This is a genomic window from Gilliamella sp. BG2, assembly GCF_046635645.1.
Lineage (GTDB): Bacteria > Pseudomonadota > Gammaproteobacteria > Enterobacterales > Orbaceae > Gilliamella > Gilliamella bombi.
On record NZ_JBIDFF010000016.1, the window covers coordinates 39,670 to 60,085 of the forward strand.

20 protein-coding genes are annotated in these 20,416 nt (G+C 33.0%); 5 read left to right on the plus strand and 15 right to left on the minus strand.

Annotation, left to right across the window (positions count from 1 at the left end; all coding sequences use genetic code 11):
- Positions 1-256 precede the first annotated feature (256 nt).
- The 3 genes from ACGH6Q_RS08060 to mutH all read left to right on the plus strand — a co-directional run bounded on the left by ACGH6Q_RS08060 (position 257) and on the right by mutH (position 2,150).
- Positions 257-793: a Dps family protein gene (locus ACGH6Q_RS08060; protein WP_034913453.1), complete on the plus strand. Its 537-nt coding sequence runs from the start codon at positions 257-259 to the stop codon at positions 791-793.
- Between the two features lie 61 nt (positions 794-854).
- The gene (locus ACGH6Q_RS08065; RefSeq protein ID WP_411592565.1) at positions 855-1,403 is read left to right on the plus strand and encodes an NADPH-dependent FMN reductase; all 549 of its coding nucleotides are present in this window, start codon (positions 855-857) and stop codon (positions 1,401-1,403) included.
- A 75-nt stretch (positions 1,404-1,478) separates the two neighbouring features.
- On the plus strand, positions 1,479-2,150 hold the full coding sequence (gene mutH / locus ACGH6Q_RS08070; RefSeq protein WP_411592566.1) for a DNA mismatch repair endonuclease MutH: 672 nt from the start codon (positions 1,479-1,481) through the stop codon (positions 2,148-2,150).
- Between the two features lie 100 nt (positions 2,151-2,250).
- Here the strand turns inward: mutH and argA are convergent, their stop codons facing one another.
- From argA to aroE, 5 genes are all read right to left on the minus strand, one after another.
- Positions 2,251-3,579, minus strand: coding sequence for an amino-acid N-acetyltransferase (gene argA, locus ACGH6Q_RS08075; protein ID WP_296317055.1), 1,329 nt, complete (start codon positions 3,577-3,579; stop codon positions 2,251-2,253).
- 289 nt (positions 3,580-3,868) lie between these two features.
- Positions 3,869-5,068, minus strand: coding sequence for an MFS transporter (locus tag ACGH6Q_RS08080; protein ID WP_296317053.1), 1,200 nt, complete (start codon positions 5,066-5,068; stop codon positions 3,869-3,871).
- A gap of 243 nt (positions 5,069-5,311) precedes the next feature.
- On the minus strand, positions 5,312-5,824 hold the full coding sequence (gene aroL, locus ACGH6Q_RS08085) for a shikimate kinase AroL (protein ID WP_411592567.1): 513 nt from the start codon (positions 5,822-5,824) through the stop codon (positions 5,312-5,314).
- Positions 5,825-6,040: 216 nt separating this feature from the next.
- On the minus strand, positions 6,041-6,394 hold the full coding sequence (locus ACGH6Q_RS08090; protein ID WP_034913431.1) for a DUF1870 family protein: 354 nt from the start codon (positions 6,392-6,394) through the stop codon (positions 6,041-6,043).
- Between the two features lie 154 nt (positions 6,395-6,548).
- A complete protein-coding gene (aroE, locus tag ACGH6Q_RS08095) occupies positions 6,549-7,379 on the minus strand; it encodes a shikimate dehydrogenase (RefSeq protein ID WP_085165191.1) in 831 nt (276 codons plus the stop codon).
- 476 nt (positions 7,380-7,855) lie between these two features.
- Between aroE and rpmB the strand changes: the two genes are divergently transcribed.
- Both rpmB and rpmG read left to right on the plus strand, forming a co-directional pair.
- Positions 7,856-8,092, plus strand: a complete 237-nt coding sequence (rpmB, locus tag ACGH6Q_RS08100) for a 50S ribosomal protein L28 (protein ID WP_174798812.1) — start codon at positions 7,856-7,858, stop codon at positions 8,090-8,092.
- Between the two features lie 15 nt (positions 8,093-8,107).
- Positions 8,108-8,275, plus strand: a complete 168-nt coding sequence (gene rpmG, locus ACGH6Q_RS08105; protein ID WP_025314526.1) for a 50S ribosomal protein L33 — start codon at positions 8,108-8,110, stop codon at positions 8,273-8,275.
- Positions 8,276-8,706: 431 nt separating this feature from the next.
- Here the strand turns inward: rpmG and gltP are convergent, their stop codons facing one another.
- The 10 genes from gltP to rppH all read right to left on the minus strand — a co-directional run bounded on the left by gltP (position 8,707) and on the right by rppH (position 20,231).
- Entirely contained in the window at positions 8,707-10,017 is a 1,311-nt protein-coding gene (gene gltP / locus ACGH6Q_RS08110; RefSeq protein ID WP_085165204.1) for a glutamate/aspartate:proton symporter GltP, read from the minus strand.
- 88 nt (positions 10,018-10,105) lie between these two features.
- On the minus strand, positions 10,106-12,805 hold the full coding sequence (gene gyrA / locus ACGH6Q_RS08115) for a DNA topoisomerase (ATP-hydrolyzing) subunit A (protein ID WP_174798813.1): 2,700 nt from the start codon (positions 12,803-12,805) through the stop codon (positions 10,106-10,108).
- 97 nt (positions 12,806-12,902) lie between these two features.
- Complete coding sequence (locus ACGH6Q_RS08120) at positions 12,903-13,481, minus strand: SIS domain-containing protein (protein ID WP_065590272.1); 579 nt, start codon at positions 13,479-13,481, stop codon at positions 12,903-12,905.
- 15 nt (positions 13,482-13,496) lie between these two features.
- Complete coding sequence (locus tag ACGH6Q_RS08125; RefSeq protein WP_065590271.1) at positions 13,497-13,868, minus strand: YraN family protein; 372 nt, start codon at positions 13,866-13,868, stop codon at positions 13,497-13,499.
- Positions 13,834-15,681 carry a penicillin-binding protein activator gene (locus tag ACGH6Q_RS08130; RefSeq protein WP_411592568.1) on the minus strand — a complete coding sequence of 616 codons (1,848 nt, stop codon included), beginning with the start codon at positions 15,679-15,681 and terminating at the stop codon, positions 13,834-13,836. The genes ACGH6Q_RS08125 and ACGH6Q_RS08130 overlap by 35 nt, the downstream gene beginning before the upstream one ends.
- A gap of 21 nt (positions 15,682-15,702) precedes the next feature.
- A complete protein-coding gene (rlmM, locus tag ACGH6Q_RS08135; RefSeq protein WP_411592569.1) occupies positions 15,703-16,785 on the minus strand; it encodes a 23S rRNA (cytidine(2498)-2'-O)-methyltransferase RlmM in 1,083 nt (360 codons plus the stop codon).
- A 47-nt stretch (positions 16,786-16,832) separates the two neighbouring features.
- Entirely contained in the window at positions 16,833-17,783 is a 951-nt protein-coding gene (gene lpxL, locus ACGH6Q_RS08140) for an LpxL/LpxP family Kdo(2)-lipid IV(A) lauroyl/palmitoleoyl acyltransferase (RefSeq protein ID WP_065590268.1), read from the minus strand.
- A gap of 218 nt (positions 17,784-18,001) precedes the next feature.
- On the minus strand, positions 18,002-18,796 hold the full coding sequence (thyA, locus tag ACGH6Q_RS08145; protein WP_411592570.1) for a thymidylate synthase: 795 nt from the start codon (positions 18,794-18,796) through the stop codon (positions 18,002-18,004).
- Complete coding sequence (lgt, locus tag ACGH6Q_RS08150; protein WP_065575365.1) at positions 18,793-19,662, minus strand: prolipoprotein diacylglyceryl transferase; 870 nt, start codon at positions 19,660-19,662, stop codon at positions 18,793-18,795. Before lgt ends, thyA begins: the two co-directional genes overlap by 4 nt.
- Positions 19,659-20,231, minus strand: a complete 573-nt coding sequence (gene rppH / locus ACGH6Q_RS08155; RefSeq protein ID WP_065590265.1) for an RNA pyrophosphohydrolase — start codon at positions 20,229-20,231, stop codon at positions 19,659-19,661. Before rppH ends, lgt begins: the two co-directional genes overlap by 4 nt.
- Positions 20,232-20,416 lie beyond the last annotated feature (185 nt).

Sequence of the window (20,416 nt, forward strand, 5' to 3'; positions counted from 1 at the left end):
AAATTTCACATTAATGCTATCAACTTTGAAATATAAAAACTTTTAACTAAATCACATTTTGAAATATTTTCTTTTATTTTGAAAGATATTGTTTCAGATAAATAAAAACAAGAAAGAAGAAAGAGATAAAGAAACCATAGGTTACTGAAATAGCAATGATAGTAAAAAATTAACGTTTTTTATTGGACATTAACATTAAGTTGGCGTAATTTTGTCAATACGGGTATTTATTATTCAATTTAAAGGAGAATATATCATGGCTAAAAGTACGGCTTCTGCTAAAAAACTACAACAATCAGCTATTTTGTTTCCTACTGATTTAGGACAAAAGGCATCAAAAGATATTTCTGGAGCAATGAATTCTGTTTTAGCAGATGTATTTGCTTTATATTTAAAAACTAAAAACTTTCATTGGCATGTTAGTGGTCCTCATTTCCGTGATTACCACTTAATGCTAGATGATCAAGGTGAAGAGCTATTTGCAATGACAGATCCGATTGCGGAACGTGTCCGTAAGTTAGGTGGCACAACTCTACGCTCAATTGGTCACATTGCTAAATTACAGAGTATTTCTGATAATGATGCAGATTTCGTTGAACCATCAGATATGCTTGCCGAGCTATGCCAAGATAATGTAAAACTAACAGAACGTATGCGTGTTGCACATGATATTTGTGATAAATACAATGATACCGCTACTGCCAGTTTAATTGAAGAGTGGATCGATCAAACAGAACAACGTGCATGGTTCTTATTTGAAGCAGGCCGAAAAGTCGACTCATCAGGACATTAACAAATACTATTAATTTAAGAGGTATTAAAAATACCTCTTATAAAAAAAGTGGAGATTTAAGATGAGTAAAAAAATTGCTGTACTGGTAGGAAGTTTGCGCAAAGACTCTTATAACTTAAAAGTAGCAAAAGTTTTTCAAAAAATTGCACCACCATCACTTTCATTACAAATTATTCAAATTGGCGATTTACCTTTATATAATGAAGATATTGATAATGATACCCCTCCTGCCTCTTATACTCGTTTCCGCAAAGAAGTAGCCGATTGTCAGGGTGTTATTTTTGTGACACCAGAATATAATCGTGGAGTTCCTGCTGTTATCAAAAATGCAATAGATATTGGTTCTCGTCCTTATGGTAAGAGCATTTGGTCTAAAAAAGCCGCTGCAATTGTTTCCGTTTCACAAGGTGCAATTGGTGGGTTTGGCGCTAACCATCAACTTCGTCAATCATTAGTATTTCTTGATATGCCGACATTACAACAGCCTGAAGCTTATATTGGTAATGTAGCTTCTACTTTTGATGAAAGTGGTAATATTACTGAAAAAAGTAAAGAATTCTTAGCCCTTATTGTTAATAGCTATGCAAGTTGGGTTGAAAAGTTAAGCTAATAACTCTTTATTTTAAGATTCACAGTCAATATAATTGACTGTGTTTTCTTAACAAGTAAGTTAACTATTTTTGCCATGCCTATATTTTTTCCTAATAGTGAACAAGAATTATTGCAACGAGCTCAGTTAGCAGCAGGTTATACTTTTGGCGAGATAGCACAATACTTAAACATACCTATACCGAATAATCTAAATAAACAAAAGGGTTGGGTAGGCAATCTTATTGAAACTTTTTTAGGAGCCAATGCTGGTAGTAAAGCTGAGCAAGATTTTGCCAATCTTGGTATAGAGCTTAAAACTATTCCTGTGGATAAACACGGTAAACCACTTGAAACAACCTTCGTTAGTGTCACACCATTAATGGCTAATCATGGTGTTATTTGGGAGACAAGCCATGTTAGATATAAACTTGCAAAAGTGCTTTGGATTCCGATAGAAGGTGAAAGAACGATTCCTCTCGCAGATAGAAAAGTTGGAAAACCTATTATGTGGACACTAACTAAAGAACAAGAGCAACAGCTCAAACAGGACTGGGAAGAGTTAATGGATATGATAGCACTAGGGCATGTTGAAAAAATTACCGCTCGATATGGTACTTATTTACAAATTAGACCTAAAGCAGCCAATGGACAAGCTCTTACGGAAGCAATTGGTGAAAATGGTGATATTATTTTAACTCGACCACGTGGGTTTTACTTAAAAAAAACATTTACAATGCAAATTTTAAATACTGTTGTAACATACTAATTCTAATTACTTTTTATAGCTGGCGTTAATATCCCATTATTTAATACCAGATTTATAATATTAGAAATTTTAGTCGCTCCCAACCTTATTTAAATATAGGTCAAAGAATATCAAGCATTAAAATTTTAGAATTCCTTTGATAATTATAAAGTTTTTTCTTTTTAATCGGTAAATCATCAACTTCTGCAGGATTAAAACCTTTTTCTCTAAACCAATGAATACTACGTGTAGTTAAAACAAATATTTTTTCGAGCCCTAACTGGATTGCCTTTTCTGTTAACTTTTCAATTAAGTCATCTCCTCGAGATGAATTGCGATAATCAGGATGAATAGCTACACAGGCCATTTCTCCCATTTTTTCTTCAGGATATGGATAAAGTGCGGCACAACCAATTGTCATATTATCACGTTCAATAATGGTAAATTTATCTATCTCCATTTCTAACTGCTCACGTGAACGTTTAACCAAAATACCTTGTTCTTCAAGTGGGCGTATGAGTTCTAGAATTCCTCCAATATCGTTAATAGTTGCTAAACGTACTTGTTCAGAATGCTCCATCGCTACTTGTGTTCCAATCCCATCACGCGAAAATAATTCTTGTAAAATTGAGCCATCAACCAAATAACTTACCAAATGGCTTCGTCTGACCCCACTACGGCATGCTTTAGATGCTGCACGTAAAAAACGTGCTTCACTAGATAAAGGTTTACCTTGCTGCTCTTTTTTATTGACATAATTATCCGCATCAACAGGATAAAGGTCGGTAATAACACGACCGTTTTCATCTAGTACTCCTTGTTCAGCGCAAAAACTGATTAATTTATCCGCTTTTAAGCGAATAGCAACTTCGGTTGCGACATCCTCAGACGCTAAATTGAAACTTTCACCAGTAACCGAAACGCCAACAGGGCCTAGTAACACAATTGAGCCACGAGCTAGTTGTTCAGCTATAGCCTCATTGTTTATACGACGGATTTTACCTGTATGACAATAATCAATCCCATCATCTACCCCTAAAGGTTGTGCAATCACAAAATTACCACTTACAACACTGATATGAGCTCCTTGTAATGGAGTATTATTTAAACTCATTGATAAACTTGCGGTAATATTGAGTTGTAATGAACCAGTAACTTGTTTAATGATGTCCAGTGTTGTTGCATCGGTAATACGCGTATTTTTATAATATTTAGGTGTGATATTATGATTTTTTAAAGATTCATCAATCTGATTGCGAGCACCATTAACAATAACAAGTTTAATACCAAGACTATAAAGTAAACCAATATCACTAATAATACTTGAATAATTATTACTTTTTAACACTGCGCCTGTGAGCAAAATTACAAATGTTTTACCATGATGTGCATTAATATAAGGTACTGAATGTCTTAAGCCATCAACTAACTCAGTTGTACGTTCTTTCATTTTCACAACCACCTCAAGCTGAATACTTATTCACTTTTTATGTATTTTTATTTATTTTTGGTTTTATGGCAAGCAATATTTCAAGAATCTAATAAAAATCTTAAAATTTGCTATTAATAAAAGTTAATGGCTTAAGCTTAATGATTTTTGATTAAGTAATAATGGATTAACAAAATATTGAATTGTTAAATACGAAAATAAATTAAAATTTTTATGAGATGTTAATATCGAAAAAAAGCATGCCATATTGGCATGCCCTCTAACATTATTATTCTTAAAATATATAAAATTATATTTTTGTTATATCAACTACCTTTTTAAAACGATAAAAGATAATTGAGCCAAGTATTACACTTGACATCGCAATAAAAAAGTCAATTAATATGGCATAACTTACATTGAACATAGCTAATTTTGGTACTATAAGCGGAATGATAACAAACGATAGACCGCTAAAAGTATACATACAACCTACAGCAAGACCTTTTCGTGTTGGGAACATTTGTTGCATAACAACCAAAGTTAATTGAAGTACCCCCCCTGCCGCAGTAAATCCCATTCCTATTGCGACGATAACGCACATTGCAGGTGAAACATTAAAATAAAAAATGATTAATACCAACGCAGATAAGGCAGGCAAAATAATGATGCAAAAGATAGGTTTTAATAGATGTTTGACTACAAAAGCCGTAACAAATACAGAAATAATTGAGGCAGTACTATAATAACTAATCAGTTGATTAGCATCAGGTTCGCTCATATTAACAGCTCTGATAGCGATAGTTGGCAACCACTGCAAAACAATAACGAATGTTGCTGTTGTTGTAAATCCCATAATAATTAATAAAATACCTTCAAATCCAAAATTAGGTTTTCCAATAAAATAACTTTGTGAGCATTCATTACTTTTAATGGAGGTATCTATATGTGGAAACTGCTTAGGAAGTAAAAATAGTGTATTAACTATTAAATAAGCAACAAAACCAAAAAAAATCCAACCATACCATATTTGGTATTGATGGCAAAAAACAACAATAAATGGAAGAACAAGAGATCCCATTGAAATGAAAGCCTTGATCAATACGCTAGCTGTACCACATGAGTTTGGAAAACATTCTGTTAATGCTGGCATTGAACCAGTATCTAAAAAAGAATTTCCAGCCCCAATAGCAATAGCTAAACAAAAAGCAATATTTATATTAGTACAAAAAGGCATTCCTAGAAAAAAAATAGCATAGCAAGCCATACCTAGACAAATAAATAGTTTGCGACCAAATTTATCTGACAATACACCACCAACAAACATTAATAATATTTTTCCAATTCCTATACCCGAAGCAATTTTACCAATGCCGATTAGATCAATATTAAGTTGTTTCGATATATCATATGAAAATTGCATGATCACAATTAATGCAATACTTTGTATTATATAATTTGCATATATAGATCCTGCAATTCCATAAGAATTGACCTTTCGATTATCCACTTGTCATACTCCATATGTAAAACATAAAATTATAATTCTATTCAATATACAAGTATCAATATTAATCAGAAAGATAGTAAGTATAAATTTGTTACTTAGCTTTCATTTGGTTCTAGAAAACAATAAAGTTTTATTCAAAAATTAAACTTATATAGAATCTTAATTAAATTTTAAAAATTTATTTTTTCTATTATTAATAAAAATACCACTTTTTAATCGGTATTTTTATTAAAAGAAGTTAAATTAGCTTTGAAGTATTTCAAACATTTTTGCAAGAATCAAACTTTCATCTTGATCAACATTGATCACATGGTGTGCAGCATCATGGTATAAAGGTAATCTTTCAGCTAATACCTTTTCCATCTCATCAGAAATAGATAGACCCGTTAGTGACGGTCTTTGAGCAGTGTTAGGATCTTTCATTAAACGCGCAGCTAGTGTTGCCGCAGGCGCAGATAAAAAAATAACTATACCATTTTGTTTCATAAAATTCCGGTTATGCTCGGCTAATACCATGCCGCCACCAGTTGCAATGACACAATTAGGTTTAGTTGTATCAATCAACACCTGGCTCTCTCTTGCTCTAAATCCTTCCCAACCTTCTTTTTCAACAATTTCGGCTACCGTCTTTTGAGTAGTTTCGAGTAAATATCTATCGGTATCAATGAAAGAAAACGATAGCTTATTTGCTAACATCTTTCCCATCGTTGTTTTACCTGCAGCCCGTGCACCAACTAAAAAAATTGTTTTATTCATATTGGGTTTTATCTTTTCAGATTTATAGAATATATTAACCATGCTAGTGATTCGCTCTTATTTTTGCAACAAATTTTTTACATATTATATAAAAAATATATAAATATATATTTTTTATATAATTAAAAATAACCTATATAGAATATATCCGTAATGAAATGTTTACAATATTATAAGGAAGCTTTTAAAACCTAAAAGTCATCTTAATAAAGTTAATTAACATAACTTTTCTAAACCACGGAAATAGAGCTCTGTTGCAATCGATTGATGTAATCGCCATTGAATCACATCAAGATCTAAATTTACCTTTTTGAACTCTTCGTATGTCATAAAATAACGGATTGTATTACTACCAATACGATCATTAATACTATTTATAATAATATTTATTTTTTCGTTTCTGATTTTTTTTAGTTCTTGCATTGCTTTTCCGACAAACTCTGGGATCGGCTTTGTACCATTTTCCCAATCATGCCATGTATTAATATCTGTTTTGCCAATATATTCACTAGCTTCTGATACTTTTAGCATAAGAAAACGACGATACGCTTGCAATTCTAAGTTAGTCATAAATGCTCCTTATTATAATGCGCTTGAACTATCCAATTAATATATTAACTTTGCCTATGCCAACGTAATATAGTTGGCAATAGCAGCTAATTATATAAACAGTAGAAAATACGATTAATTCCAATTTAACTAGATATGTTTGCCTGTTTGGTAATTAATGTTTAGCTAAAGCATCAATTACAGCTTGTTTTGCTCGTTCAGAAAGATCTTTTCCTGTCCAAATCTTAAATTGAGCATTTGCTTGACCAATAAACATTTCACGCCCTGAAATAGATTGCCAGCCAGCTTTTTCTGCTTCTTGTCTAAAACAAGTATTATATGGAGTATAAACAATATCGTAAGCCACTCCTTTACCTTTAAACCAAGCTTGTTTATAAGGTGTTTGATTCTCAAATTTACCCGTCATACCTAATGGTGTTGAATTAATAACAATTTGAGCTTCAACTTTGCTACGGTCTTCCCATGAAATAGTTTTAAGGTTGAATTCACTAGCTAATGCCTGAGGTAAATCATCAGCAATATCCGTTACTGTAATATCGGTATAACCAAGTTCCTGTAATCCCACTACAGCTGCTCGTGCAGCACCTCCTGCACCAAGTAATAACACTTTTTTGAATTCTGCTGGCAGTTTTTTATTTTGAAGTGGCTCCATGAATCCAATAATATCTGTATTATCCCCACAAAGTTTATCCCCTTCCCAATACACCAAATTCGCCGCACCTGCTTTTTTTACATGATCCGTCACTTCATCTAAATAAGGGATGATAGTCTGTTTATGTGGAATAGTGACACATAATCCACGGATATTTAGTAATCTTACTGATTTAAAAAGTGTCGGTATCTCTTCTGGTGGAGTAGGAAAAGGAACTAAAACTGCTGGGATCCCATAATCTTGAAATGACGTAGTATGAATAAGTGGACTCATACTGTGCCCTAAAGGATAACCGATAATGCCATATATACTATACGGCGTGAACTGGTTCATATAATCTCCTTATAAATTGGAAAATTAACACGATATAAATAAAAATCTTAATCAAGCTTATTAAAACATATTTATTATTAAATTAAATCATTTTTTCTAAAATGATGTTAAAGACAGTATATTGTTTTATAATGAATTGTTCGTTATAAGAAAAAAGCAAGTGCTATTACAAAAAATTTTTACAAAAATTTTATCTATCAGATTGATTCAAAATGGTTTTAGGAATTTTTTTTAACTAATAAAATAAATATTATATGAGTTATGCCATTGTAAACTAATTTTATGCATAGGTAAGATAATACTTGAGAATTTGCGCATAACAGCGTATACTTCGCTACCTCATTATTATGGGTGTAGTGTGAGAGGTTAAACTGCTTCTCAGATAGAACTGCAGTAAACTAAAAGCCTGACGAGGTCAATTCCATTAACATATTACGCCCAGGGCTTAAGCATAGAAATTTCGGAGAATTATTGACATGTCACGAGTATGCCAAGTAACAGGAAAAGGTCCTTTAGTAGGAAATAATCGTTCTCATGCGATGAATGCTACTAAACGTCGTTTTCTACCAAACCTTCAAACTCACCGTTTCTGGGTTGAGAGCGAAAAACGTTTTGTAAAATTGCGTGTATCTGCTAAAGGTATGCGTACTATCGATAAAAAGGGTATTGATGCAGTTTTAGCTGAACTTCGTGCCCGTGGTGAAAAGTACTAATAAGGAAACCATATCATGGCTAAAGGTGTACGCGAAAAAATCAGATTAGTTTCTTCTGCTGGTACAGGTCATTTTTATACCACTAGCAAAAATAAAAGAACTATGCCTGAAAAAATGGAGATCAAAAAATACGATCCTGTAGTTCGTCAGCATGTTATTTATAAAGAAGCTAAAATTAAATAGTTATCTAATAAATACTGAAAAACCCAGCAAATGCTGGGTTTTTTTATATCGATTTGTAGACAAAATTATCGCTATTTTCAATAAAACAACATTAATCTATGGAAAATAACGAGTTGTTTATACTTCATAGTTAAATAATCTCTAAAAAATTAAGGTGTCTTCTAGAATTTACTTAAGCTTTGGTTTTCTATTTTTTGAATCGATAAATACTATATCAGGGTATGTAATTAATGAAATACCTAATTATGAAAAAAGAGAGCATTGCGAAGTTGATTTCTTTCTGATTAGTGGTCACCGATGGTGAAAGAGTTGAATTTGACATGACAAAATATTTCTTATTCTTATCAATAATTAAATGGATATACTTTGCATAAAACTACCTGATAAACAGGTAGTTTTTTGGGGATAAATTAATCTACATAATTATTTAATCATTTTAAATATTGTTGTTCATAAGCTCTTGCTTTTTTGTCGTCAAAAGTATGTTCCCAACGCGCAATAACAATTGCTGCTAGTGCATTACCAACCACATTAACTACTGTTCTGCCCATATCTAAAATACGTTCTACCCCCATAATATAACCAATCCCTTCAAGAGGAATACCGACACTACCTAGGGTTGCCGATAAAACAAGAATTGACGCACCAGGTACACCTGCAATCCCTTTAGATGCAATCATTAAAGTGATGACAATAATAACCTGATCCAAAATAGTTAAATCTATGTGGAATAACTGTGCTAAAAAGATAACAGTAATACTTTGATAGAGTGTTGAACCATCAAGATTAAATGAATAGCCTGTAGGTATAACAAAGCTAGTTATCGATTTTGGTGCTCCATAAGCTTCCATCTTTTCAATTATTTTAGGCAATGCAGTTTCAGAACTTGCGGTTGAAAATGCAATCACTAATTCTTCTTTCAAGATTTTTAATAATGTAAAAATATTAAATTTACAAATTTTACAAACCAGCCCTAATACCACTAACGTAAAAATAATCATTGCCGAATAGACGGTTAAAATTAATTTAAGTAGTGGAAGTAAAGATTCAAATCCATATTTAGCAACCGTTACCGTGATAAGAGCAAATACACCAATAGGTGCATAACGCATTATCATATTAGTTACTTTAAACATAGTATCTGAAATTACTTTTAAAAATAAAAGAAAAGGTTCACGTTGTTTATCTGGCAAAGACATTAAGCCTAGACCAAAAAAGACACAAAAGAAAATCACAGGTAAAACAGCACCGTCCGTCATAGCTTTAAAGATATTAGCAGGAATCATATCTAATATCATAACAATTAAACCATGAGGTTTACCGCTTAATTCTTCAGCTGCTTGGGTATACTTACTAATGTCTGTCGTTGCAAGTGTTGAGGAGTCAATTCCCGAGCCAGGTGAAAAAATATTTCCCCAAGAAAGACCTAATAAAATAGCAATAGTTGTAATAATTTCAAAATAGAGAATTGTTTTAAAACCTAAGGTCCCTAACCGTTTTGAACCACCAAGACCTGCAATACCTAGAGTTAAAGTACTCAGTATAATTGGCAACACAATCATTTTAATTAACCGAATGAAGATATCGCCTGCAGGCTGAAATATATTTACTATTGAAAATTGATAATATGAATGCAAAGGGTGGTTTGTAGCAGAGAGCTCAAATAAATAAGCACCTACGGCAATTCCTAAAATCAAAGCAATCAAAATTTGCCATGCAAGATTTGTTAATATTTTTTTTATTAAAAATGACATCTAATACTATTCCTTTTTACGATTCTTTAAAATAAAAAAGGATTAGCAAAACTAATCCTTTTAGATTATTAAATAATTAATCCTCGGACACTTGAAGTGAATCGTGCCGTTCATTATTTTCCGATACCTCCGATCCACTTGCGTCATCTTCTGTTTCGGCTATTCGTTGTAATCCCACAACTTTTTCGTTGTCAGCTGTTCGAATAAGCATGACACCTTGAGTGTTACGACCAACAATACTTACCTCTGAAACACGAGTACGAACAAGCGTTCCTGCATCTGTGATTAGCATGATTTGATCGGTTTCATCAACTTGAACTGCGCCAACAACAGTACCATTTCGCTCACTAACTTTGATAGAAATAACACCTTTAGTTGCTCTTGATTTGGTTGGATATAGTTCTTGCTGTGTGCGTTTACCATATCCATTTTGAGTTGCAGTTAAAATTGCGCCACTACCTCTAGGTACAATTAACGAAACCACTTTATCATCGCTATCAAGTTTTATGCCACGTACACCTGCGGCCGTTCTGCCCATACAACGAACTTTATTGGCTGGGAAACGAACAACTTTACCATTAGCAGAAAATAACATAATATCTTCAGTCGTTGAGATTTCACCAATCAGGTTATCATCTTCTGAGTCAATATCTTCAACAATGGCATCATCATTAAGTTCTTCATCATCTACAATAGCTGATGGATCATTGCTAGTTAAATCGACGCCAATTAATTCATCATCATCACGTAAATTAATCGCAATAATACCGCCACTTCGTGGACGACTAAATTCAATTAAAGATGTTTTCTTAACTGTACCTTGTGCTGTAGCCATAAATACACAATGTTCATCATCAAATTCTCGAACAGGTAAGATTGCTGTGATTCGTTCGTTTTCTTCAAGAGGTAACAAATTAATAATTGGACGACCTCGAGAACCACGGCTGGCTTCAGGCAGTTGGTAAACTTTCATCCAATATAATCGACCACGGCTTGAGAAGCAAAGAATCGTATCATGGGTATTGGCAATTAATAGTTTTTCGACAAAGTCTTCTTCTTTAATTTTAGTGGCAGATTTACCTTTACCACCTCGACGTTGAGCTTCATAATCTGAAAGTGGTTGATATTTTACATAACCTTGATGGGAAAGAGTAACGACCACATCTTCTTGAGCAATAAGATCTTCAATATTAATATCTGCACTGCTCGCTGTAATTTCTGTTCTTCTAGCATCTTGGAATTGGTCTCGAACGCTTTCTAATTCTTCACGAATCACTTCCATTAAACGTTCTGAGCTAGCTAAAATATGTAATAACTCACCAATTTGAACCAATAATTCTTTGTATTCATCAAGAATTTTTTCATGTTCAAGGCCGGTTAAGCGGTGTAAGCGGAGATCTAAAATCGCTTGAGCCTGTGCTTCTGATAAATAATAATGTCCATCATGAATACCAAACTCTGGTGCTAAATCTTCTGGTCTAGCTGCATCATTACCTGCTTTTTCTAGCATAGCAGCAACATTTCCAAGTTGCCAAGCTTGGTTCAATAATTTAGTTTTTGCTTCACTCGGTGTTGCAGCAGCACGAATAAGCTCAATGATAGGATCAATATTGGCAAGTGCGATTGCTAAACCTTCTAATACATGAGCACGTTCGCGTGCTTTGCGTAATTCATAAATGGTTCGACGAGTTACAACTTCTCGTCTATGAAGCACAAAAGCCTCAATCATTTCGCGTAAATTTAGGAGTTTTGGTTGGCCTTTATGTAAAGCCACCATATTGATACCAAATGAAACTTGTAATTGAGTCAAAGAGAAAAGGTTATTTAATACAACTTCACCAACAGCATCACGTTTGATTTCAATAACTATGCGCATACCGTCTTTATCTGATTCATCACGTAATGCCGAAATACCTTCTATTTTTTTATCTTTAACTAATTCTGCAATTTTTTCGATCAGTTTTTTCTTATTAACCTGATACGGAATCTCATTAACAATAATGGTTTCACGTCCACTATGATCATCAACTTCTATGGTAGCTTTAGAGCGAATATAGATAATACCACGACCTGTGCGATACGCATTTTCAATACCTTTTCGACCATTAATTAATGCTGCTGTTGGAAAATCCGGCCCATGGATATACTCCATTAAACCATCGACTGAAATATTTTCGTCTTCAATAAAAGCCAAGCAACCATTGATAACTTCAGAGAGATTATGAGGAGGAATGTTAGTCGCCATACCAACAGCAATCCCTGATGCGCCATTAATTAATAAATTAGGAATTCGTGTTGGTAACACATCTGGGATCATTTCTGAACCATCGTAATTAGGTGAAAAATCAACTGTCTCTTTATCTAGATCAGTTAATAATGCTCCCGCAAACTTTTGCATACGAATTTCAGTATAACGCATCGCAGCAGCTGAATCGCCATCAACAGAACCAAAGTTACCTTGACCATCAACCAACATATAACGTAATGAGAATGGTTGAGCCATACGTACAATTGTGTCATAAACTGCTGAATCACCATGTGGATGATATTTACCGATTACATCCCCAACAACACGAGCAGACTTCCTATAAGGTTTATTCCAATCATATCCAGCTTCATGCATAGCAAATAAAACGCGCCGGTGAACAGGTTTTAAACCGTCACGGACATCAGGTAAGGCACGCCCAACAATGACAGACATTGCATAGTCAAGATAAGAAGATTTTAATTCATCTTCTATATTAACGGGGGTTATTTCTTTGGCTAGTTCGGTCATAACACCATGTACTCTTATTAATTTAAGTCATCAAAATAGTTCACAATTATAGCATAAAATCACTATTAATGCAGAATTAAACCGTCTTTATTTCAGCTTATTTACTGTGAATAAATAGTCTATTCTCGATTAATTGGCACAAGCAATTTAGAATCATAGCGTGCATTTCGTATGCCATCACTTTTTTGTAAGACGGAATTCTAATTTCAATATCGTTCTGGCCTAATAAGCCAATAACTTCACCACCATCAAAAGCAGTTAATGCGACAATTTTCATATCTTTAATTACCGCTTCTTGAACTGCACGAATGATAGATCTGCTATTCCCTTGGCAAGTTGCTATTATTAAAACATCACTTTGTTGCCCTAATGCTTGAATTTGACGAGCATAAATCTCCTCATGATTAGCTATAGCACTTAATAAAACATTGTCTGATACTAAAGCCATTGCAGGAATACTTGGTCTTTCAATATTAATACTGGTGATTAAACGTGAAGTAAAGCTTTGTACATTAGCTGCTGATGAACCATTACCACAACTCATAATTTTGTTGCCATTAAGTAAACTATCGACAATAATATTTGCTGCCTTTTCAATAGAATAGCCAAGTGATTCTGCCATCACGATTTGAGTTTGAATACTTTCAGTGAAGTAATTTTTAATTAAATCTTGCACACTTTTCACCTAAAATTAAAATGCATTAATAATCCATTTTTTGCTGTTACCTGTAATAGCAAAAATATCAAACCTAAATTCTGTATCTTCAATATTTAAATTTTGCGCCATCATCCATTGTTGGGCAGCCTGCCTGATTTTATTTTGTTTATTTAGTGTAACTGTCATCTCCGCATCACCAAAGTTAGCATTTTTTCGATAACGTACTTCAATAAAAACAAGACATTTATTATCAAGCATAATTAAATCCAGCTCTCCAAAGCGAAATTGGCTATTATGTGCAAGAAGTATAAGCCCTTGCTTAAGTAAATATTTGCAAGCTATATTTTCATAATGCTCGCCAATTTGTTTTTTATTCGCTTTTTGAATCAGATTTATCTTCACCATAAATATATTGCTGCCAGGAGAGTGCACGTGTCACTTCGCATTGATCACTTGTTGATAATTTACCTGTCATACCATCTAAAAAATTAGGTTGATATGAATTAAGTTGATTAAAACGATTTGTTAGTCTCCACGCATCAATGCCCATTGCATACAGGCGAATTAATGAATAATCTTTCTGAATGTTGCTAGGTATATTTGTATTTACCTTATCCATTTGATTTATAACCATAGGGATATCTGCATATTCAGTTTTATTCATATCATAATTAAAGTCATTAGAAGCATTAGCTACATGACTTTTAGAACTTGAATAAAGTGTAACCGCAGATGAATTTCCAATAGTTTTATTTGCACCCATATCAAGCATTGGCTTTATCAACGTCAATTCATCATATGAAGAATAAACATAAATAGCATCAAATCCAGCAGATACCATTCCCCCTGATAGCGTTTCATCTATCAAAATAGGATTGCCAGCAAGACTAATCCCTATGTTACGATTCATATTGGCGCTTAGTGTTTGAGTGTTACCAAAATATTGTACGTAAGCTTGTGAACTATTTGCTGACAATTGTGACCACTGTACAGCAAAACTTTGTGCAACACGTTTACCCAAATCATTTTGAGGGACTAACAGTAATGGTTTTATTTTATTTTGAGAATAAATATGGTCTGCCGCATCTTTTGCTTCATCTTCAGGAGATAAAGCAAAATAACAAATTTTATTTGCAGACGCAGTAGTGTTATCAACCTTATTCAAGGCTAAGACAGGAATAGCTGGCTCTAGTGATTTTAATTCAATAACTTCTTTCTTTAATAAAGGACCTACAATTAACTCAACATTTTGTTCCTGTGCTTGCTGGATTAAAGTATTCATTGGCGCACTAGTTGTATCAAGTATAATCACATTTTGTTGTGGTTCTTGTGGAAAAAACTTAATTCCATCCATGTAACCTTGACGAATTGTTTCACCAAATATACGTGAAGAGCTATTTAATGGTAACAATAATGCAACTTTTTTTGCATTAGCATCAACAGCAAGTGTTTGTTCTCCAGTTAATATCGAGATAATCTCTTTTGCGGGATGATCTGGATATTGTATAGCCCAATTGTTGATAGCTTGTTTTAATAGCTGTTTTTGATTTTCGGATTTTGTGGCAATAATTTCTGGTGTATCATCATCTTGCGGAGTGGATGCTTTACTCGCATTTTGGTAAGCATAAGCTAAATCAACCCAACCTTGTAATATAGTTTCATTTTCATCAACTAAAATTTTGCGGATTTTACCAGATTTTAATTTACGGAAAAAATTCCATGTATTATTTAATAATTGCCTTTTTTCTGTTTCTGATACATATTTTTCTAATTGAAGATAATCGTGGGCTTGAGCATTAATATCTTTACCATTTATATCTAAACCCAATTTAATAATGTAATAACGATACAGTTGTGAATTAGACAAATTTTCAATAGTGAATTGATTCAGATCAAATGATTTCCTTTTTTTTACAGCGATTTGCCCCTCTGATAATAACTTTTCTTTTTGTTGCTCATCATTAAGTTTGGGTGGTAAATTTGATAATAATGTAGTTGCTTGTGAAAATTTATTTTCTTTTATTAGTGCACGAATAGCTAATAATTGCCAATTAACTTTATCTATTCCAAAACTATTATCTGCTTGTGAAAGATAATAACTAGAATTTTTGTTATCATCAAAGTTAAGAGATTTCTCTGAATTTCCTAAAGTACAACATACCAAAAATGTAAATAATGGTATTATCAATATAGCATAAAAGTAACGTTTCAAGTTCATACCTACTCTCTTATAATTTTGTTATCCCCAAATTCGTTGTACATGAACCGTAATTTCTTCTCGATCATGATAAAGCTGTTTTGCTTGAATTTGTACGTTGATTTTTTTATTATTTAACTCTTTATTTAACGAATATAGATTTTGTTTTACTTCTTCATAACGTTTTTTCATTGGTAATTTGAGGTTAAAAATAGCCTCTCTACACCAACCATTAATTAACCATTTGGCTATTAATTCTGTTACTTTAGCTGGTTTCTCAACCATATCACAAACCAACCAATAAATATTATGCTTTTTAGGTATAAATTTAAAGCCATCTTCCCGATAATGTTTAACTTGTCCAGTTTCCATCAATTTTTCATCCATAGGTCCATTATCAATGGCATAAACCATCATACTTCTTTTAACCAGTTGATAAGTCCAACCTCCAGGACAAGCACCCAAATCAACAGCGTTTAAACCACCTTTTAATCGCTCCTCCCACTCATCATAAGGAATAAAAATATGGAAGGCTTCTTCTAATTTTAATGTAGAACGGCTTGGCGCATCAGAGGGAAATTTTAATCTTGGAATTCCCATATAAAAAGGCGAATTATTTTTACTTAGTGAATAACCAACATAACAACTGGTATTACTGATAAAAAATAAGTGGACAACGGGTCTTGATGGATTCTCAATTTTTAATAAAATACGTTTACTTCTTAATGCTTGACGAAAGGGCACGGTAAATTTACGACAAAAGCCATAAAGCGCTTTACCTTCATTTGTATCAGCAACTTCAACACGTAGATCTCCAGCTTTGTCAATACATCCAGATAATGCATCAATGATTGGAGAAATACGGTTATCTGTAGGTAAATCAACTAATAGATCACCTGCTACAAACATTTGCCTTGCAAAAATTAGTGTTCGAAAATCTAAATTTTTTATTAATAATTGTGCATCATCATCTTGATAGCATTCAAAAACAACATAACCACTGTTTTCTTTAACTTTAGCAAAGCCATATACTTCTTTCTGAGCAGCTTTATCTGTAATTTCGTTAGCACACTCTTTTTCAAATCCACAACGGCAATAAAGAATAATTTTGTTTAGTTTTTGCATATTATAATTTTTTGTTCTTTCAACAGAAGCTATAAAAAATATTCATATTAATCAGATTGAACATTATCAGTATATAAAGGTGCATCACCTTTTGGACGAGTTTTAAATCTTCGATGTAACCACATATATTGCTCAGGTGCTTTTAGAATTTCTTGTTCAATCGCTTTGTTCATAAAAGTAGCAGCAAGTACATCATCATCAATTGGATAATCTTCAAGCTCTGATGTTACATAAACAGTGTAACGACCATCTTTCTCACGCTTAGGAGTAAATGGTATAATAGCTGGCTGAGCTAATTTCACTAATATACGCGTGCCTACAGTTGTTGCAGCTTTTTTTACTGAAAATAGAGGCGCAAATACACTATTTTTAGGACCATAATCATGATCTGGTGCATACCAAAGTAATTCACCATTTTTTAGTGCGCGGATCATTCCCTTAGTATTATGCCGATCCAGCATATATTTATTTGATTTGAGTCTTCCTTTAAGCTGAACATAATCCATCACAGGATTATCATTTGGACGGTACACTCCGACTCCAGGATGGTTCATTCCTAAGATACGTGCACCTAACTCTAATGTTAGAAAATGAATACCAATGAGTAAAACACCTTGACCTGATTGTTGAACTTTTGTGATATGAAAATCGTCTACAATAGAAACTTTTTTAGCAAGCCGTTTATCAGACCAAAACCATGCCATACCAGTTTCAAAAATGGCTAAACCTGTTGAAATAAAATTCTCACGCAACATCTGATCACGTTCAGATTGTGTTTTTTCAGGAAAACAGAGTTTAAGATTTTGCCTAGCCGTTTCTTTACGTTTGCCGATTAATTTCATCGAAAGCAATCCTAACCCTTTTCCCAATTGATAAATGATTGGATATGGCAATAAAACGATTAAATATAAAATACCAATACCAAGCCACGTTAACCAATAACGAGGATGTAATAAACTTTTAGTAAAAATAGGGCGAATTTCTTGATTTTGACTCATATTAAGATCAAATTATTATTAATAATACAGTTGCTTATTATATCTTATTTTTCGGGAGCATAAAATAAACAAAGTCTAAGGACGTTATATCATTATTCTGTGACTAAATTTGTTATCATTTTATATTTAAGTAGCTCACAGTTAAAACTATTAACTATTCTTAAAATTATCTATTTTTATACTGAAACACATAGTTACCTGAAACTTTTTAACGAAAATCAAACAGCAACAGGCGCTTTGATTGCTGGATACGGTTCATAACCAACAATTTCAAAATCCTCAAATTCATAATCAAAAATTGTTGGAGGTTTACGTTTAATAACTAATTTTGGCAATACTCTTGGTTCACGACATAGTTGCAAATGAGCTTGTTCTATATGATTAGAATAAAGATGTGTATCACCACCAGTCCACACAAAATCACCTACTTGTAATTCGCATTGCTGTGCAATCATGTGTACCAACAAAGAATAGCTGGCTATATTAAATGGTAATCCTAAAAATACATCACAAGAACGTTGATAAAGTTGACAAGATAGTTTGCCATTTGCGACATAAAATTGGAAAAAAGCATGACATGGTGCTAATGCCATTTGATCTAATTCTCCAACATTCCAAGCAGAAACAATCATACGTCTAGAGTCAGGATCATTTTTAATTTGATCAATTAGTTGTGAAATCTGATCTACCTTGCGACCATCAGCCGCTTCCCATGCTCGCCATTGTTTACCATAAACAGGACCTAAGTCACCATTTTCATCAGCCCATTCATTCCAAATAGTTACCTTATTGTCCTGAAGATACTTAACATTTGTATCCCCCTTCAAAAACCAAAGCAATTCATGAATAATTGAACGTAAATGACACTTTTTAGTCGTAACAAGAGGAAAACCTTCTTGTAAATTAAACCGCATTTGATGCCCAAAAATAGATAGTGTTCCAGTACCTGTTCGATCTGATTTAGGTGTACCTTCATCTAAAATTTTTTGCATTAACGTTAAATATTGTTTCATTGTGTTTTTGCCTTATTATTAAATCTATATGCAAATAAAAGAATAAAAATACCACCAATAATCATTGGTAAACATAATATTTGTCCCATACTGATAATATTTAAAAATAAGCCTAACTGCTCATCTGGTTGTCTAAAAAATTCTATAACAAATCTAAATAAACCATAGCAAAATAAAAATAAGCCAGATACAGAGCCTGTAGGCCTTGGTTTTCGAATAAAAATATTTAAAATAATAAACAGTACTATTCCCTCAAACACCATTTCATAAAGTTGTGAAGGATGCCTCGGTAAAATACCATTTAATTGGGAATAAAGTGAAAACCACTCAGGATGAGACTGAACAAACATAAAATCGGCATGCGATGATGTTGGAAATAACATACCAATCGATGAATCAGTTACTCTTCCCCAAAGTTCTCCATTAATAAAATTACCAAATCGCCCAAACATCAAACCAATGGGAACAAGAGGAGCAACAAAGTCACCTACTTGCATAAAAGTTTTCTTTGTTCCCTTTGCAAAAAGGGCAATAACGCAAATCGCACCAATTAAACCACCATGAAAAGACATACCGCCTTCCCAGACTTTAAATAAAATTATAGGATCTTTGATAAAAGCTTCTAAATTATAGAAGAAGACATAGCCTAAACGGCCTCCAATAAAAAGACCTAAAAACCCCCAAAATAATAAATTTTCAACCTGTTGTGACGTCCATTGACTATTTGGCTTATTTGCACGGCGCTTAGCCAAATAAAGTGCACCCAGCACTCCAAATAAATACATTGCACCATACCAATGAAGTGATACCGGACCAATGGAAAAGGCTATTGGATCGAAATTAGGAAATTGTAAATATTGATTCATTTTTTATTACGCTTTTTGTTTTTCCGTTTATTAGCAAAGAAATTAAATCGTTTCTTTTTAGAAATATTAGTTACTGATGTCTCTATTTCAGACTGTATAGCAAACACAGATAAAGAAAATTCCTTCATTGCCTTTCTATAGACATCTCGTTTAAATGCAATCACCTGTCGAATGGGATACCAATAACTAACCCATTTCCAATCATCAAATTCAGGTGCTGAGGATGTATTGAGATTAATGACTGATACATCAGATATTAATTCTAATAAAAACCATTTTTGTTTTTGCCCAATACAAACTGGCTGATTTTCCCAACGGATCATCCTTTTGGGTAACTTATATCGTAACCAACCATTAGTAACGGATAAAATCTTCACATCTTTTGATGATAAACCAACTTCTTCGTTTAATTCGCGAAACATTGCCTGCTCAGGCGTTTCGCTTTGTTTTATTCCGCCCTGAGGAAATTGCCAAGAATTTTGCCCATACCGACGAGCCCAAAGTACTTGACCATACCTGTTACAAATAACTATTCCTACATTCGGACGGTAGCCATCATTATCGATCACTGACTACCTCAAAAAAATTTTCCTTGTATAGCTGAATTGTTTCATACATACAGCAAGAAATAAATAGAAAATAATTACAAAGTGACAAATACCTTCTTTTTTTGACTGTTTTTTATACTAATTAATATTTGTTACTGCATTAATTAATTTTCAATAATCAAAATGATATTTAATAAATATTCCAA